Source organism: Micromonospora sp. DT53 (genome assembly GCF_049841535.1).
GTDB lineage: Bacteria > Actinomycetota > Actinomycetes > Mycobacteriales > Micromonosporaceae > Micromonospora.
Genome location: NZ_JBNCKM010000006.1, coordinates 152,116 through 167,938 on the forward strand (window position 1 = coordinate 152,116; position 15,823 = coordinate 167,938).

Consider the following 15,823-nt stretch of genomic DNA (forward strand, 5'->3'; position numbering starts at 1 on the left):
GACGCGGGGTGGAGCAGCTCGGTAGCTCGCTGGGCTCATAACCCAGAGGTCGCAGGTTCAAATCCTGTCCCCGCTACAAGTTCGAAGCCCGTCTCCGGGTCACCGGAGGCGGGCTTTCGACTTTCTGGCGCGGCGGGTCACAGCGGTTGGTGACCCCCGCTGATCATCGCCGGAACGGATGGGTTAGTCTTAACCAGTCGACGCGGGGTGGAGCAGCTCGGTAGCTCGCTGGGCTCATAACCCAGAGGTCGCAGGTTCAAATCCTGTCCCCGCTACCACTGAAGGTGATTCAAGTCCGGCCCCCACGGTGTGGGGGCCGGACTTGTTTGGTGTCGCTGTGGAATGGGGGCCCCGCGGGGGCCGGCACCGCGCGGGCGCCGGCCCCGGGGCGGGTTCTACCGCAGGCCGAAGGCCCGGGTGACGGTCTGGGTGACGCCACCACCGTTGCGCTGCTTGGCGGTGACCCGGATCGACGCGAAGTCGGCCCGGTGCGGCGCGTTCAACGACGCCTGCCAGGTGCCCTTCTTCTCCTTCAGGCCCTGCCGTTGCCAGGTCGCCCCGTCGTCGTAGGAGATCTCCAACTGGAGCGACGACACGGCGTCCCGAGCCGCGGTGCTGCCCACCACCACGGGCGTGATCGCGAAATCGGTTCGGCGCTTCGTCCGACCCGCGAGGTCCACGTCCGTTCCGTAGTCCAGTTGGACCAGCGGGATGGCCTGCACCTCCGTGCTGCCGCCGGAGACGAAGCTCCACTCGGTGTGCGTGGCGGTCGAGTACGGGCTGAACTCGGGCTTGCCCTTGGTCTCGACGACCAGTCGGTACGGCAGCTTCTCCGGTGACAGGTCACCGGCGCCGACCTCGGGCCAGCCGTCGAACTGGGTCAGCTGCTTGTCGCCCTGATAGAACGTGGCGATCTGGGACATGCTGGCCCCGCCGCTGTGTGCGGCGCCCGCGTCGCCGAACCCCTGGATGTACGCGCTCATGGCGGTCTCACCGCGAAACGGGATCTCGGTGCTGAGCAGCCGTGGCCGGGTGATGGGCCCGAACCAGCGGTCCTTCTGGACGCTGCCCGGCCGGTAGGCGATGGCCTCCGTGTTGGACCGCGCCCAGTCGGCGACGTCGGCGTACTGCATCCACTTGACGCCACCGCCTGCGGAGACCCAGTCGGTGCGCGGGCCCGGGGCGACCGGCTCGAACGGGAACGGGCGTGCCGCCGCGTACTCGTACGGCGGGAAGTCCACCCGCGTCTCGCTGGACTGCTTGCCCGGGGGCGGGGAGAAGGTGAGATCGATCCGGGCGAGGTTGCGCCTGTCGGTCTTGGCGGACGGGTCCTTCGGCACCCCGCCACGGTGGTAGTCCACCAGGTCGTACAGGTACTTCGCCGTGGGGTGGGCGACGACGACCAGTCGTACCGTGTTGCGGCCCGCGGCGGTGATCTTCTGGATCAGCGCCTGGCCCTCGTCCATTGTCACCGAGGCCACCGGGATCGGCCCGGTCGTCACGGCGTCGGGGTTGCCGTACCAGTCGCTCTTGCGGCCCGGCCGGTCGTTGACCACGACGAGCATCGCCGCACCTGCGGTGTGCGCCGCCGCTGCCTGACCCGTGGGGGTGACCGAGTCGTTGCCGCGGACGACCACGGCCCTGCCCCGGGCGGAGAGGCCGGCGTAGTCGGCGGTGCCGCCGTTGCCCGCGAAGACGGCGTCCAGGGGCGAGGTGCCGTCGGGCAGCGGCGGGGTACCGGGCTGCACCAGCGGGTCGCTGAGGCGTCGGCCCTGGTAGCTGATCGCCAGCGGCGTCTGCTCGGCGCGGATCCGGGTGGTGAAGACGAAGCTGCCCTTCTTCACCTTGTCCCTGGTCGGCAGGGCCCACAGGCTGTCGTAGGCGGCGCCCGGCCAGAAGGTCTCGCGGAGGGCGTTCCAGTCGGTGGGTGTCGGCTCGCTTGAGGTGAACGAGCGGTAGACGTCGATTCTGCTGTTGACGACGGCCGTCGGCTGGGGTGTCGCCACCTTCACCTGCCGGGCCCGCGCGGCGTCGAGTTCCACCACCCGGTTGGCCGTCAGATCGACCTCGGGAGCGGTGAGCATCGCGAGGCCGAGGGAGCGGGGCCCGTGTAGACCCTCCACGTCCGCCGCCGCGACGACTGTGTAGGAGCCGGGCGCCAGGCGGGCGGTGAGCTTCCCGTCCGGCACCCACATGAAGGCCGAGCCCGTCTCGGCGTTGACGACCTCGACCTCGCCGCTCATCGGCCGTCCGGCGCGGTCCTTCAGGTGGATGGTGAGGTCGTACTTCTTGGACTCGACGGCGACCCCGACGGCCGTGTGCACCTCGCCGGCCGCGAAGCGGGCCGTGACCTGGGCGGAGTACCTGCCGGCGGTGAGGCCGGCCGGGGCCACCACGACGTCGACCGTCGCGCTCCCGCCAGCGGGCACCGTGACGCGGTCGGCGGTTGTGGTGAACGTCTGTGCGGGGGCGGTGCCGTGGTCGACGGAGAGGTCCGCCGTGATCGGGCTGTCCGTGGTGTTGGTGTAGGTGATCGTCCGCTTGATCGGCTGCGGTGCGGTGCCCCAGCCGACGAGTCCGGCGTCCACCGACCCGGACGCGATGATCTGGTCCTGGTGGTAGGCGGCGGCGACGTTCAGTCGACCGCTACCGGCCTGGTACGCGTTGTAGTCGGGCGTGCGGGCGCTGGTGCTCATCAGCGCGTCCTTGATCTGCCGCGCGCTCCAGGCGGGGTGCTTCTGCACCAGCAGGGCGGCCGCCCCGGCGACGTGCGGCGCTGCCATCGAGGTGCCACTGTCGACGTAGTAGTAACCCTCGCCCCAGGAGATGTGCTGCGAGCGTGCCGCCAGCACGTTCACGCCGGGAGCGGTCATGTCGGGCTTGAGGGCCTCGTCGTTCATCCGGGGCCCGACGCTGGAGAAGTCCGCCAGGTGGTCGGAGGTGTCCACCGCGCCGATGGTCAGCGCGGCGTCCGCGGTGCCCGGCGCACCAAGGGTGTACGGATCTGGCCCGCTGTTGCCGGCGGCGACGACGAAGAGCGCACCCGTCTCGGCGGTCAGTTGGTTGACGGCCTGGCTCAGTGGGTCGTCCTGGGTGTGCCACGCGCTCACGCCGAGGCTCATGTTGATCACTTTGGCGTGTTCGGCCCGCGCCGCCCACTCCATGCCCGCGATGATCCCCGAGATCGAGCCGCTGCCGTACTCGTCGAGGACCTTACCGATCACCAGGTCGGCGTCGGGGGCCACGCCCCGTTCCTTCCCGCCGGAGGCGGCGCCCGTGCCGGCGACGGTGGAGGCGGTGTGGGTGCCGTGCCCGTTCCGGTCGATCACGTCCTGGCCGGGGATGAAACTGCGGGAGGCCACCACCCGGTCGGCGAGGTCCGGGTGGGTGGTGTCCACGCCGCTGTCCAGGACGGCGACCCGGACACCGTTGCCGGTGCCACCCGCGGACCAGGCCGCGGGCGCTCCGATCTGGGCGGTGGTGTCGGCAAGCGTGGCCGTCGCCTTGCCGTCGAGCCACACCTTGTCGACGCCGCCGGTGAAGGATGGTGCCGGGGCGGCGGCGCTGCGGCCGGTCGGCGACTGTCCGTCGGTGAGGGCCGACCAGAAGTCCGCGGTCTGCGATCGGCGGGTACGGATCGCCTCACCACGGACGGAGGGAAGCTCCATCGTGGTCCGCGCGCCCGGCAGGGTGGCGCCGGTCCTGAGCTTCGCCGAACCCGTCGTGCGGGTGACGATCAGGGGGAGTTCGGCGGTCTGCCTGTCGTCGTAGCCCTGGGCGACGAGCTGGGTGACGTCGAACAGCTGCTTGTCGAGTCGACCGGTCGCGAGGTAGGGCATCGCCTCGTCCGGGTACACATAGGTGTCCCGGCCCTCGGTGGAGATGCGCACGGAGCCGGTGGCGCCCGGCGCGCGCTTGACGTCCACCGAGGGTGTCGCGCCCTGGACGCCCGGGGTCACCGTCACCCGGTCGCCGGTGATCAGCGTGACCGTGACGGGTGTGCGGTCCGCGTTGCCGCTCGGAGCGGGTCGCGTCGGCGGCGGCGGTGTGGGCGGCGGGGCGCCGTGCGCCGCCGTGGGGGTGAGGAGAGCCGCGGCGAGGGTGACGCCGACCGCTGCCGCCGCAGATCTTCGGGTGCGAGAGATCCGCGCACTGTCTACAGAGTTGACCATGCGGCGAATCCGATCACCTCCAGAGATTCATGTAAAGATCATCGTCTTTGCCGGGGCGTTGCGAGCACGTTGCGCGCTGGCCGGAGAGCTTTCGGACGATCCGGTCCCGTGATTCGGCGTGGACCGACGTGCCGAGCTTGCGCCCTTCGGCGAGGATGGGCACATGTCTTCATTCGGGAAGTGGTGGGGCCGCCTGAGCGCGGTCTTCGGTGCGGTCGTACTGGCGGTCTTCGTGCCGGTGGCGGCCTGGGCGTCCACGGGCACCGGCGAACTCGTGGTGGAGGCCGCTCGGCGGCGACGCAGCAGCGGCTTCGGGGTGCTCCCGCTGCTCTGCTGCCTGGTGGTGGTCGCGATCGTCGTGTTCCTGGTGCTGCGGCTGATGCGCAACCGCCGGGGTGGCCCGCCGCGCTGACCGGGTCGAAGGCGTCGACGGGTTACCAGCGGCCGGCCCCGGGCCGGCCGCCGGTGCTCACGGCCGCCAGGGCCGCGATGGCCTGGGACAGGAAGCGCGCGGTGGCCTCACGGGTGCCGTCGCGCTTGACGCGGATCCGCTCGGCGGCGGCGACCAGCAGGGTGCGCACCTTGGCGTGCCCCTGGGGCGGCGGTGCCGGCGCCGGCCCGAGCAGGTCGGCGATGCTGGCGCCGAACGCGGCGGCACGCCGCTGGGCCGGGTCGGTGATGCTGCCCTCGGCATAGCGGCGGACCGCGGAACTGGCGTTCAGCCCACGCTCGTGGCCGAGGACGGTGCCAACCTCACCATTTGTGGTCAAAAAGTTGATCACGTCGGCGACCGTGTCCGGGTGGCGGGTGCCCCGGAACGCTGCCCAGTACATCGACGCCCGCGCCCACTGAGCCCCCGGCGGGCCGGGGAAGCCGACGATGCCCAACTCGGACTCGGTGAGTCGTTGCAGCTCCGGTAGTTGGTGCGACCAGGCGAAGGACGCGGCGGTCACCCCGTTCACCACAAGTTGCCGGGCCGGCTCGCCGCTGTCGGCCTGCTCGACAAGCGCGGCGCTCGGCGTGGCCCGCCCCCGGCGGGCCCGCTGCCACAGCTCGAACCACGCGATCAGCTCGTCCGCGCCGAAGCCGAGCTGGTTGCCCCGGTAGAACTCGCCGCCCTGCGACCGCAGCCAGAGCCAGAGCGCCCGGTAGTCGCCCGACCCGTCCATGGTGCCGGCCACCCGACCGTCGCTGGCCTCGGTGACCTGCGTGGCCCAGGAGATGTAGTCGGCCCAGGTCATCCCGGCGCGTGGCTCCGGCATCTGCAGCTCCCGCAGCAGGTCCCGGTTGAACACCACGACGGCGTGGGTCTGCCCGGCGGCCACCGCCATCGTTCGCCCCTCCACCGTGCCGTAGCGGATCAGACCGTCCGGCAGGCCCCGAAGATCCAGGTGGTGGTCGGTGAGGTCGAGGATGACCTGTCGTTGGGTGTACTCGGTCAGCATGGCGTCGTCGATCTGGATCAGGTCCGGTACGTTCCCGCCGCCGGCCTGCGTGGCCAGCCGGTCGTAGTAGCCGTCGGCGCCCTGCCAGGTGACCCGGAAGGTGACCCGGGGGTTGCGACTCGAGTAGAGCTGAAGCGCCTTCTCGGTCAGCTCTGCCCTCTTGGTGCCACCCCACCAGAAGACCGACAGCTCGACGGGCCCGTTCTGGGCCGAGGTGGCCGCGCCGTCGCTGCACCCCGCCAGCCCGCCGGACGCGAGCAGAGGTGCGCCGAGCAGCGCGCTGAGCAGTCGGCGCCGGCCCGGGTCGGCGCCGAGGCGGTCGAGCGGCTGTCGAACAACGGGCACGGGGCTCTCCTGGACCTACGGGGGTGGCGGTCGGACCATTCACGCAGGCAGCGCACGAGGGTGTCAACGTCCGTCCGGTCACCCTCGGCTGGGTGGTCGAATCAGGGCCCTCCAATGTCGCGTGGTGTACTAGGGCGCGTGGAACTTCTGCACTCGGGCAAGGTTCGGGACATCTACGCCGACGGCGACGACCTGATCCTGGTGGCCTCGGATCGCATCTCGATCTACGACGTGGCGCTGCCGACGCCGATCCCGGACAAGGGTCGCCTGCTCACCGCGCTCTCGCTCTGGTGGTTCGAGCAGCTCGCCGACCTGGTGCCGAACCACGTCATCTCGGCCACCGACGTGCCCGCCGAGTTCGCCGGGCGGGCCATCCGCTGCCAGCGGCTGGACATCATCCCGGTGGAGTGTGTCGCTCGCGGTTACCTGACCGGTGGCGGCCTGCGGGAGTACGAGCAGACCGGCGCGGTCTCCGGCCTGCCGCTGCCGCGAGGGCTCGGCGAGGCGTCGATCCTGCCCGAGCCGATCTTCACGCCGTCGAGCAAGGCACCGGCGGGCGAGCACGACGAGCCCATCACGTACGACGACGTGGTGGACAAGGTGGGTCAGGCCACCGCCGAGCGGCTGCGGCAGATCACCCTCGACATCTACCGGCGCGGCGCCGAGCTGGCCGCCGACCGGGGCATCCTGGTCGCCGACACCAAGATCGAGCTGGGTTGGGCGCCGGACGGCACCCTGGTCCTCGCCGACGAGCTGCTCACCTCCGACTCGTCGCGGTTCTGGCCGGCCGAGTCGTACCAGCCGGGGCGGGTGCAGTTCTCCTACGACAAGCAGTACGTGCGGGACTGGGCCACCGGCAGCGGCTGGGACAAGCAGGGCCCCGCACCGGACGTGCCGGCCGAGGTGGTCGAGGCGACCCGGGCCCGCTACATCGACGTCTACGAGAAGCTCACCGGCAACCGCTGGGAGTGACCGGGACACCGCGCTTTCACCGTTCCTGCTGGACCTGACCGTCGTCACCGCCGAGGATGGACCCGTCACTCTTCGTGGAGTCTGGGGCGGTCGGATGAACGGCGACATGTGGATCAGGGCGCTCAAGGCGGCCCGGGCCGGTGCGGGCGTCTCGCAGGAGGCCCTCGCGGAGCTGATCAGGTGGAGTCCGTCCACCATCGCGGCGATCGAGACCGGGCGGCGCCGGCCCACCCCGCAGTTCGCCGAGGCGGCGGACGCGGCGCTGGACACCGGCGGGCTGCTGGCCGAGTTGCTGGCGGTGGCGGCCCGGCAGGAGTCGCCGGCCTGGTTCGCGCCGTGGCGGGCGATCGAGGCCGAGGCGGTCGCCCTCCGGACCGTTCAACCGTCGCTGGTGCCCGGTCTGCTCCAGACCGAGGCGTACGCGCACGCGGTGCTCAGCGCCCAGGGCACCCACACCCCGGAGCAGGTCGACCAGCTGGTCGCCGGCCGGCTCGCCCGCCAGGAGCTGCTGACCGGCCCGGCCCCGAAGCGGTTCACCGCGGTCGTCGACGAGACCGCGCTGCGCCGCGTGGTCGGCGATCGGGACGTCCAGCTCGCCCAGTTGGAACGGCTGGCCGAGCTGGCCACCCTGCCCCACGTCCGGCTCTACGTGATCCCCGCCGGGGTGGGCGCGCACCCCGGGCTCGCCGGCGGCTTCGTGCTGGCCAACCTGCCCGACGGCGACGAGGTGGCCTACATCGACGGGGTCTTCGGCCAGATCGTCGACCGGCCCGACACCGTGGATACCATCAGGACGATGTGGGACACCCTGCTGGGCGAGGCCCTGCCGGTGGGCGTGTCCGTCGAGCTGATCGGAAAGCTGGTGAACGAGCTGTGAACTCCGCCCCCACCCCTCGGTGGCGCGTATCGACCCGGAGCGGCAACGGCGGCGACACCTGCGTCGAGGTCGCCGACAACCTCCCGGACCAGGTGCTGGTCCGGGACTCCACCGACCGCGCCGGCACCGTCCTCACCTTCGCGCCGGCGGCCTGGCGCGCATTCGTGGCGCGGGTCCGCACCGGCCGCTGAGGTCACTCCACCCAGTCGAGGGTGCGCTGCACGGCCTTGCGCCACTGACGCAGCTCCTCCTCGCGCAGGTCCGGGGCCATGGCCGGCTCCCACTGCGCGTCGGAGCGCCACTGTGCCCGCAGGGTGGCCAGGTCCGGCCAGAAGCCGACCGCCAGACCTGCCGCGTACGCGGCGCCCAGGCAGGTGGTCTCGGTGATCCGGGAGCGGACCACCGGCACGTCGAGCACATCGGCGAGGAACTGCATCAGCAGGCCGTTCGCGGTCATCCCGCCGTCCACCCGGAGCCGGCGCAGCGCCACATCCGAGTCGGCGTTCATCGCGTCGACCACCTCGCGGGTCTGCCACGCCGACGCCTCCAACGCCGCACGCGCCAGGTGCCCCTTGGTGATGTAACCGGTCAGGCCGGCGATCACCCCGCGGGCGTCGCTACGCCAGTGCGGGGCGAACAGCCCCGAGAACGCCGGCACCACGTAGCAGCCGCCGTTGTCGTCCACGGTGCGGGCCAGCTCCTCCACCTCGGCGGCCGTGGAGATCAGCCCGAGGTTGTCCCGCAGCCACTGCACCAGCGAGCCGGTGACCGCGATGGCGCCTTCGAGGGCGTACGCCGGTGGTTGGTCCTTGATCCGGTAGGCGACAGTGGTGAGCAGGCCGTGCGTCGACGGGACCGGGCTGGCGCCGGTGTTGAGCAGCAGGAAGCTGCCGGTGCCGTAGGTGCACTTCGCCTCACCCGGCTGGAAGCAGGTCTGCCCGAACAGGGCGGCCTGCTGGTCGCCGAGCGCGCTGGCCACCGGCACCCCGGCGAGCACCCCGCCGGCCGTGCCGTACACCTCGGCGGAGCAGCGGATCTCCGGCAGCATCGCCGCCGGCACGCCCATCGCGTCCAGCAGCTCCGGCGCCCAGTCCAGGGTCGTGAGGTCCATCAGCATCGTCCGGCTGGCATTCGTCACGTCGGTGACGTGCTCGCCTGTCAACTTCCAGATCAGCCAGCTGTCCATCGTCCCGAAGAGCACCTCGCCGCGCTCGGCGCGCTCGCGCAGGCCGTCGACCTCGTCCAGCAGCCAGCGCAGCTTCGGCCCGGCGAAGTAGGTGGCCAGCGGCAGGCCCGTGCGGGCCCGGAACTGCCCCTCGCCGTACGCCGAGGCAAGCTCGCGCAGCAGCGGCCCGGTCCGGGTGTCCTGCCAGACGATGGCGTTGGCCACCGGCCGGCCGGTGGCCCGGTCCCAGACGACAGTGGTCTCCCGCTGGTTGGTGATGCCGACGGCCGCCAACCCGGACGCGTCGGTGCCGGCGGCCCGCAGCGCCTCGGCGACCACCTGCTGGACGTTGTCCCAGATCTCCTCGGCGTCGTGCTCCACCCAACCCGGTCGGGGAAAGATCTGCCGGTGCTCGCGCTGCGCCACGGCGACGATGTCCCCGGCCCGGTCGAAGACGATGCACCGCGAAGAGGTGGTGCCCTGGTCGATGGCGGCGACGTACTGGGGGGTCACCGCAGCACCGTACCCGGACGGCGGCGCGGCGCGACAGGCGTCACCGCGGGTTCCGGCCCGCCGCCGTCGGCGGCCCTCCGCTTCCCCTACGATGTGCGAACGTGCGCGACATCGCAGTTTTCAGTGGAACCGCCCATCCCGACCTGGCTGCCGAGATCTGCGCCCACCTGGGGGTGCCGCTGCACCCGGTGCGGGTCTCCCGGTTCGCCAACGACTGTCTGGAAGTCCAGTTGCAGGCCAACTGCCGGGAGCGGGACGTCTTCCTGATCCAGCCGTTGGTGCCGCCGGTGCAGGAGCACCTGGTCGAGCTGCTGCTGATGATCGACGCCGCCCGGGGTGCCTCCGCCGGTCGGATCACCGTGGTGCTGCCGCACTACGCGTACGCCCGGTCGGACAAGAAGGACGCGCCGCGGATCTCGATCGGCGCGCGGCTCGTCGCCGACCTGCTCACCTCGGCCGGAGCGGACCGGGTGCTCGCGATGACCCTGCACTCGCCGCAGGTGCACGGCTTCTTCAGCGTCCCGGTGGACCACCTGCACGCGCTGCGGGAACTGGCCACCCACTTCCGACGCTACGACCTCAGCAACACAGTGGTGGTCTCGCCCGACCTGGGCAACGCCAAGGAGGCCGCGGCCTTCGCCCGGCTGCTCGGCACGCCTGTCGCGGCCGGGGCGAAGCAGCGGTTCAGCGACGACCTGGTCAAGATCAGCGCGGTGATCGGCGACGTGGCCGACCGCGACGTCATCGTGTTGGACGACGAGATCGCCAAGGGCAGCACCGTGGTCGAACTGATGGAGCATCTGCGCGGCCTGAAGGTCCGGTCGATCCGGCTCGCCTGCACGCACGGCCTCTTCTCCGGCGACGCCTTGCAGCGGCTCAGCGACCAGGACGGCGTCCTGGAGATCGTCTGCACCAACACGGTGCCCATCCCGGCCGCCAAGCGGGTCGCCAAGTTGCAGGTCCTGTCGGTGGCCCCCGCCCTGGCCGAGGCGACGCGCCGAATCCACAACGGCGAATCCGTCTCCGCCCTCTTCGCCTAACCCTCCCTCGCCCTCGCGCCCCGCCCTCGCCCCCCCGCCCCCCGCGCCCCGCCCCCCGCGCCCCGCGCCCCGCGCTCGCCCTCCCTCGTCGCTGCCCCTCGTCCGCGCGATCTTGCGGTTTCTGTCGGGACATAAGGGATATCCCACTCATCCCGACAACCAAAACCGCACGATCGCGGGAACCTCCGGCCTGGGCCGGCGTCGATCATGGAGTTGTGGTGCCTCACATAAGGGGCGTATGCGGAGCTATCGCCCACCACGACTCCATGATCGACGGGCGGGGGCGAGGGCGGGGGCGCGGCGGGGCGCGGGCGCGGGTGGGGCGGGGGCGGGGGTGGGGTTAGCGGGGGGTGTGGTTGTGGTTGGTCAGGTCCGTTGTGATGCGGACCGTGGTGCCGACGGCACCGGTGACGACCTCCATCGCGTCGGTCAGCTCACGGGCCAGCCACAGGCCCCAGCCGCCGGCGGTGTCCGGGGCCGGTCGACTGCGGTCGCCCAGCCGCTGCGGGCTGATCCCGTGCCCGTGGTCGGCGACCTCGCAGACCAGCGCACCGGACTCGCGCCAGAGTCGCAGCCAGCCGCGCCCACCGCCGTGCCGCACCGCGTTGGTGATCAGTTCATTGATCGCGAGCACGAAGTCGTCGAGCCGTTGGCCGCTGAAACCCGAGGCATGCGCGCAGGAGGTGACCGAGTGTCGAATCTCGGTCACCTGGGCCTGGTCAAAGGCTTCGGCGATCAGGAGGGCAGGTTCGATGGGCACAACCGTACGCGAGGCGTGCGGATCTGCGTTCGTCATGGCCCGTCCCGGCGGCGCATCTCGGAGTACTTCGCGGCTTTTCCACCGTACGTCAGGGTTTCCCGAACCGCACTCGCTGCTCGCCGTGCGGCCCGCCGGTTGTGGCATCCTGACCGCCATGCCGTCGCCGCCGGGTGGGTTCGAGGTGCCGCTGTGGCGTGCGCTCACCGTGTTCAGGTTGGCCTCTCTGGCGTACGTCTGCGCGCTCGCCGTGCGCGACGCCGACCGGTACACCCACCCGTACGCCGTCGGCGCCCTGATCCTGTTGATGATCGCCTGGACCGGCGCGACGGCGGTCGGGTACGCCCGGCCGGCCTGGCGGAGCTGGCCGCTGCTGCTGGCCGACCTCGGGGTGGTGGTGGCCATCGTGCTGGCCACTCCGTGGGTGGTCGGCCGGACGGCGCTCACCCACGGCGTACCCACTCTCGGGGTGGCCTGGATGGCCGGCCCGGTGCTGGCCTGGGCCGTCTCCGGCGGGCGACGGCGGGGCACGGTCGCCGCGCTGCTGGTCGCCGGTGCGGACCTGGCCACCCGGGAGCGGATCGGCCAGTCCTCGTTCACCGGGGTGATCCTGATGCTGCTCGCCGGGGTGGTGGTCGGGCACGTGGCCCGGCTGGCGGCGAGCGCCGAGGAGCGGCTGCAACGCGCGGTGGAACTGGAGGCCGCTACCCGGGAGCGGGAGCGGCTGGCCCGGGGCATTCACGACTCGGTTCTCCAGGTGCTGGCGCTGGTGCAGCGGCGCGGCGCTGACCTGCCCGGCGAGGCTGGCGAGCTGGCCCGGTTGGCCGGCGAGCAGGAGGCTGCCCTGCGGGCGCTGATCGCCGGCACCAGCCCCGACGCCGGCACCAGCCCGGCCGCCGGCAGCCTCCCGGCCGGCGGCGAGGCGGTGGACCTGCGGACCCTGCTCGGGCGGTACGCCTCGGCGGCGGTGGCGCTCTCCGCCCCGGCCACCCCGGTGCCGCTGCCCCGACGGGTGGCCGGCGAGTTGGCCGCCGCGACCGGCGCGGCCCTGGACAACGTGGGGCGGCACGCCGGTGGGCGGGCCTGGGTGTTGATCGAGGACGAGGGGGCGACGGTGACCGTGTCGATCCGCGACGAGGGGCCGGGCATCCCGGACGGTCGGCTGGACGAGGCGGCCGCCCAGGGGCGGCTCGGCGTGACCCAGTCGATCCGGGGCCGGGTGGCCGACGTGGGCGGGACGGTTCGGATCGTGTCCGCACCCGAGGCGGGCACCGAGATCGAGCTGAGCGTGCCGAGGTCACCGCGGTGAACCAGATCCGGGTGATGGTGGTGGACGACCATCCGATGTGGCGGGAGGGGGTGGCCCGCGATCTGACCGAGGCCGGGTTCCTGGTGGTGGCGACCAGCGGCGAGGGGCGGCAGGCCGTTCGGGTGGCCGCCGCCGCCCGGCCCGACGTCGTCGTCCTCGACCTGCAACTACCGGACATCTCCGGTGTGGAGGTGATCCTGGGGTTGCGCGCGGCGCTGCCCGCCGTGCGGGTGCTGATGCTCAGCGCCAGCGGCGAACAGCAGAGCGTGCTGGACGCGGTCAAGGCCGGGGCCACCGGTTACCTGGTGAAGTCGACAGCGCCCGCCGAGTTCCTGGAGGCGGTCCACCGCACCGCGGCCGGCGACGCGGTCTTCACTCCCGGCCTGGCTGGGCTGGTTCTCGGGGAGTACCGCCGGCTGGCCGCCGGACCGGGGCGGGGGACCGGCCCGGCCGGCGTTGCCGAACCCCCGACGCCCCAGCTCACCGACCGGGAGACGGAGGTGCTGCGGCTGGTCGCGAAGGGGATGTCGTACAAGCAGATCGCCCAGCGGCTCGGCCTGTCGCACCGCACGGTGCAGAACCACGTGCAGAACACCCTGGGCAAGCTGCAACTGCACAACCGGGTCGAGCTGACCCGGTACGCCATCGAACGCGGCCTGGACGGCTGAGCGAACGTCAGACCGAGCGCGGCGGCTCCGTCTCGTGGATGGCCAACTCCTCGGCGGTCGCGCCGCCTCCGGCCGATCCGGCGTCGTACGCCACCGAGTCGGTCTCCTGGTCGGTGTGCGACCCCTCGTCCGGTTCCACCAGCCGGCCCACCGTGGCGTCGGCGACCGTGCCGAGCTGGCCGTGGTCGTAGAGGGAGACCGGTGAGTTCGGGTCCGAGGTCGGCCCTGGATCCATCACGTCGGCGTCCAGTTGGGCCTCCGCCGCGGCTTCCAGGTTGTCCGCCTCGAAGGCGATCTTCGGGTCGATCGTGCCGGCCAGCGGGTCGTCCGCCGGGCGCTCGTAGACCTCGCGGTCGAGCTTGTAGTCCAACGACTCACCGTCGAGTTGCTCCTCGGCGGTCGTCCCGAACCGGTCCACCGCCACCGGCGTGCGGTCGCCGGGCAGTTGGGCCGGGTCCGGGCCGTCGGCCTCGCGCCCGGTGAGGACGTCGTCGTTGGCGGTCGAGTCGTCGTCGGCGGTGTCGGGAAGCCCCTGCGCCTCGGTGTCGGACACGGGGGTCGGGTACTCGTTGTCGCGCATGTCTGATCACTACCCGCTGCCCTGCCGCCATAACCGGGCGACCTTCGGCGGTACGGCGCCGAACCGGGCGCTGACGGCGAAAGCCCCGTCAGAGCTCGTCGTCCGGGTGCAGCACACACCAGACAACCTTTCCGTCCGGTACGGCGCTGCTGCCCCAGCGACGGGTCACCGTGTCGATCAGCAGCAGGCCCCGGCCACCGGCCCGGGTCGGCGGGGATATCCCGGCGAACGTCGGTCGAAGCGGGGAGTGGTCGTGAACCGCCAGGTGCAGGGTGTCCTCCTGGGGCGCCAGCCGAACCGTCATCGGGGTCCGGGCGTGCGCCACCACGTTGTTGACCAGCTCGGTGATCGCGATGCACGCCGGGTCGGTGAGCGTCGGCATGCCCCAGCGCTCGCACCCGGTGGTGACCAGCTCGCGCGCCTGCCGGGCGGCTTCCACCGCCGGGGCCAGTTCGGCGGTGAGCACCGCCGCCAGTGGCGTCGCCGCGACCGCGGCCAGCGCGCCGTCGAGCGTCGGCCAGGCCGGCACGCCGGCGAACGCGGCGTCCGGGTGGGCGGGCCCGTCGACCGTCGCCGGGTCGCAGAGCAGCAGATCCGCGGCGGGCCAGTCGGCCACCTCCCGACGAATGTCGGCGAAGACGCCACGCCCGACCGGGTCGACGACCCGCAGACCTGTCACGTCGGCCACCACCGGGCCGGGCCGGGCCACGAGGCGGGCGAGCAGCGCGCCGCGTACCGCCTCGGCTCCGGCGGCGTCGAGCACACCTGTCAGCCGGACCACGGCTGACGACTCGTCGATCTCCACGAGACAGCTCGACATGATCGCCCCATTGTGCGCGCCGGTGACGGTCAGCGCATTCGGGCGCTCGACATCTGCCATCAGCGTTCCGACCGGGAGCGGCGGTTGATGGCGGCCAGGGTGCCGACGGCGGTGCCGGCGGCGGCCAGACCGAACGCGGCGGTCATCCGCACCAACTGTCGCCGTCGACCGTTCCAGCCCCCGTCCTGGTGCGCCTGGGCATCGGCGTGGAACACGTTGCCGCTGCCGTCCACCCGGGCGCCCGGGCCGAACTGGGTGCGGTGGGCGTACCAGCCGAGCGTGCGCTCCACCAGCGCGGGCGCCAGCCGCCACTGCAGGCCGATCAACCGGGCCGCGCCACCGGCGTACGCCTCGCGGCGGGGGCGGCGCAGCAGCCGGACGATGGTCTCGGCGACCACCTCCGGCGGGTAGATCGGCGGAGGTGGCACCAGCTCCCGGCCGCTGTGGTTGCCCGTGTGCCGGAAGAACGGGGTGTCGATCGTGGCCGGCAGCACTGTGCAGACCGAGATGTGACCCCGGCCGGTGACCCGCAGTTCCTGTCGGACGGTGTCGGCCAGCCCTCGGATGCCGTGCTTGGTGGCGTTGTACGCCGACTGGTACGGCATGGCCACCTCGGCCAGCACCGAGGCGTTGTTGACAAGCACACCGCCACCGGCGGCACCCAGGTAGGGCAGGGCCGCCTTGATGCCGTGCACCGCCCCGAGCAGGTTGACATCCAGCACCCGGCGGAACTCGGCGACCGGGATCTCGTCGAACAGACCCACCGCGCTGACCGCTGCGTTGTTGACCCAGGCGTCGATCCGGCCGAACTCGGCCGCCGCCTGATCGGCCAGCCGCCGCACCGACTCCAGCTCGGTCACGTCGGTCGGTACGACAAGCGCCCGACCGCCCAACTCCCGACAGCGCCGCGCCACCTCCTGCAGGGCGGGCTCGGTACGGGCGGCCAGCACGACGGCGGCGCCCCGGCGGGCCAGTGCGTACGCGGTCGCCGTGCCGATCCCGCTGGACGCGCCGGTGATCACCACGGTCGATTCGTCGAGGCTGCGGGTCAGCGGCATTCCTCAGCGGTACCCCCGGTCGGCCCTGGTCACACCGACCAGGGCTTGTCGATCATCGTCGAACCGTGTGGTGGCGCGTCCCGTGTGCTTGCCGTGGCGCAA

General features: G+C 72.2%; 14 protein-coding genes and 2 tRNA genes. 9 read left to right on the top strand and 7 right to left on the bottom strand.

Translation table 11 applies throughout. From position 1 onward, the window contains the following. The first annotated feature begins 2 nt into the window (after nt 1-2). Together ACLQ3B_RS20175 and ACLQ3B_RS20180 are read left to right on the top strand one after the other, a co-directional pair. A tRNA-Met gene (locus ACLQ3B_RS20175) sits at nt 3-76 on the top strand. 125 nt (nt 77-201) lie between these two features. Then, a tRNA-Met gene (locus ACLQ3B_RS20180) sits at nt 202-278 on the top strand. A 117-nt stretch (nt 279-395) separates the two neighbouring features. On the opposite strand, the gene ACLQ3B_RS20185 is transcribed toward ACLQ3B_RS20180, so the two are convergent. Next, the gene (locus ACLQ3B_RS20185; protein ID WP_425782265.1) at nt 396-4,172 is read right to left on the bottom strand and encodes a S8 family serine peptidase; all 3,777 of its coding nucleotides are present in this window, start codon (nt 4,170-4,172) and stop codon (nt 396-398) included. 163 nt (nt 4,173-4,335) lie between these two features. Between ACLQ3B_RS20185 and ACLQ3B_RS20190 the strand changes: the two genes are divergently transcribed. Then, nucleotides 4,336-4,584 carry a hypothetical protein gene (locus tag ACLQ3B_RS20190; RefSeq protein WP_425782266.1) on the top strand — a complete coding sequence of 83 codons (249 nt, stop codon included), beginning with the start codon at nt 4,336-4,338 and terminating at the stop codon, nt 4,582-4,584. 22 nt (nt 4,585-4,606) lie between these two features. Here the strand turns inward: ACLQ3B_RS20190 and ACLQ3B_RS20195 are convergent, their stop codons facing one another. Then, complete coding sequence (locus ACLQ3B_RS20195; RefSeq protein WP_425782267.1) at nt 4,607-5,962, bottom strand: ABC transporter substrate-binding protein; 1,356 nt, start codon at nt 5,960-5,962, stop codon at nt 4,607-4,609. A 138-nt stretch (nt 5,963-6,100) separates the two neighbouring features. Between ACLQ3B_RS20195 and ACLQ3B_RS20200 the strand changes: the two genes are divergently transcribed. The 3 genes from ACLQ3B_RS20200 to ACLQ3B_RS20210 all read left to right on the top strand — a co-directional run bounded on the left by ACLQ3B_RS20200 (nt 6,101) and on the right by ACLQ3B_RS20210 (nt 8,002). Beyond that, entirely contained in the window at nt 6,101-6,934 is an 834-nt protein-coding gene (locus ACLQ3B_RS20200) for a phosphoribosylaminoimidazolesuccinocarboxamide synthase (RefSeq protein WP_425782268.1), read from the top strand. Nucleotides 6,935-7,028: 94 nt separating this feature from the next. After that, the gene (locus ACLQ3B_RS20205) at nt 7,029-7,811 is read left to right on the top strand and encodes a helix-turn-helix domain-containing protein (protein ID WP_425782269.1); all 783 of its coding nucleotides are present in this window, start codon (nt 7,029-7,031) and stop codon (nt 7,809-7,811) included. After that, nucleotides 7,808-8,002 (top strand): DUF397 domain-containing protein, encoded by a 195-nt coding sequence (locus ACLQ3B_RS20210; RefSeq protein WP_425782270.1) that lies wholly within the window; start codon nt 7,808-7,810, stop codon nt 8,000-8,002. Before ACLQ3B_RS20205 ends, ACLQ3B_RS20210 begins: the two co-directional genes overlap by 4 nt. A gap of 2 nt (nt 8,003-8,004) precedes the next feature. Here the strand turns inward: ACLQ3B_RS20210 and glpK are convergent, their stop codons facing one another. Then, entirely contained in the window at nt 8,005-9,489 is a 1,485-nt protein-coding gene (gene glpK / locus ACLQ3B_RS20215; RefSeq protein ID WP_425782271.1) for a glycerol kinase GlpK, read from the bottom strand. Between the two features lie 101 nt (nt 9,490-9,590). On the opposite strand from glpK, the gene ACLQ3B_RS20220 reads away from it, so the two are divergent. Continuing rightward, nucleotides 9,591-10,529, top strand: a complete 939-nt coding sequence (locus tag ACLQ3B_RS20220) for a ribose-phosphate diphosphokinase (RefSeq protein ID WP_425782272.1) — start codon at nt 9,591-9,593, stop codon at nt 10,527-10,529. Between the two features lie 340 nt (nt 10,530-10,869). Here ACLQ3B_RS20220 and ACLQ3B_RS20225 read toward each other — a convergent pair whose 3' ends face one another. Next, the gene (locus ACLQ3B_RS20225) at nt 10,870-11,325 is read right to left on the bottom strand and encodes an ATP-binding protein (protein ID WP_425782273.1); all 456 of its coding nucleotides are present in this window, start codon (nt 11,323-11,325) and stop codon (nt 10,870-10,872) included. A gap of 118 nt (nt 11,326-11,443) precedes the next feature. Here ACLQ3B_RS20225 and macS point away from each other — a divergent pair, with 118 nt between their 5' ends. Both macS and ACLQ3B_RS20235 read left to right on the top strand, forming a co-directional pair. Beyond that, nucleotides 11,444-12,595: a MacS family sensor histidine kinase gene (gene macS, locus ACLQ3B_RS20230; RefSeq protein ID WP_425782274.1), complete on the top strand. Its 1,152-nt coding sequence runs from the start codon at nt 11,444-11,446 to the stop codon at nt 12,593-12,595. 14 nt (nt 12,596-12,609) lie between these two features. Beyond that, entirely contained in the window at nt 12,610-13,263 is a 654-nt protein-coding gene (locus ACLQ3B_RS20235) for a response regulator (protein ID WP_425782540.1), read from the top strand. Between the two features lie 7 nt (nt 13,264-13,270). Here the strand turns inward: ACLQ3B_RS20235 and ACLQ3B_RS20240 are convergent, their stop codons facing one another. The 3 genes from ACLQ3B_RS20240 to ACLQ3B_RS20250 all read right to left on the bottom strand — a co-directional run bounded on the left by ACLQ3B_RS20240 (nt 13,271) and on the right by ACLQ3B_RS20250 (nt 15,721). Further along, nucleotides 13,271-13,843, bottom strand: a complete 573-nt coding sequence (locus ACLQ3B_RS20240; protein WP_112583682.1) for a DUF5709 domain-containing protein — start codon at nt 13,841-13,843, stop codon at nt 13,271-13,273. A gap of 88 nt (nt 13,844-13,931) precedes the next feature. Then, nucleotides 13,932-14,723, bottom strand: a complete 792-nt coding sequence (locus ACLQ3B_RS20245) for an ATP-binding protein (RefSeq protein ID WP_425782275.1) — start codon at nt 14,721-14,723, stop codon at nt 13,932-13,934. Next, on the bottom strand, nt 14,723-15,721 hold the full coding sequence (locus ACLQ3B_RS20250) for an SDR family oxidoreductase (RefSeq protein ID WP_425782276.1): 999 nt from the start codon (nt 15,719-15,721) through the stop codon (nt 14,723-14,725). Before ACLQ3B_RS20250 ends, ACLQ3B_RS20245 begins: the two co-directional genes overlap by 1 nt. Nucleotides 15,722-15,823: the final 102 nt, after the last annotated feature.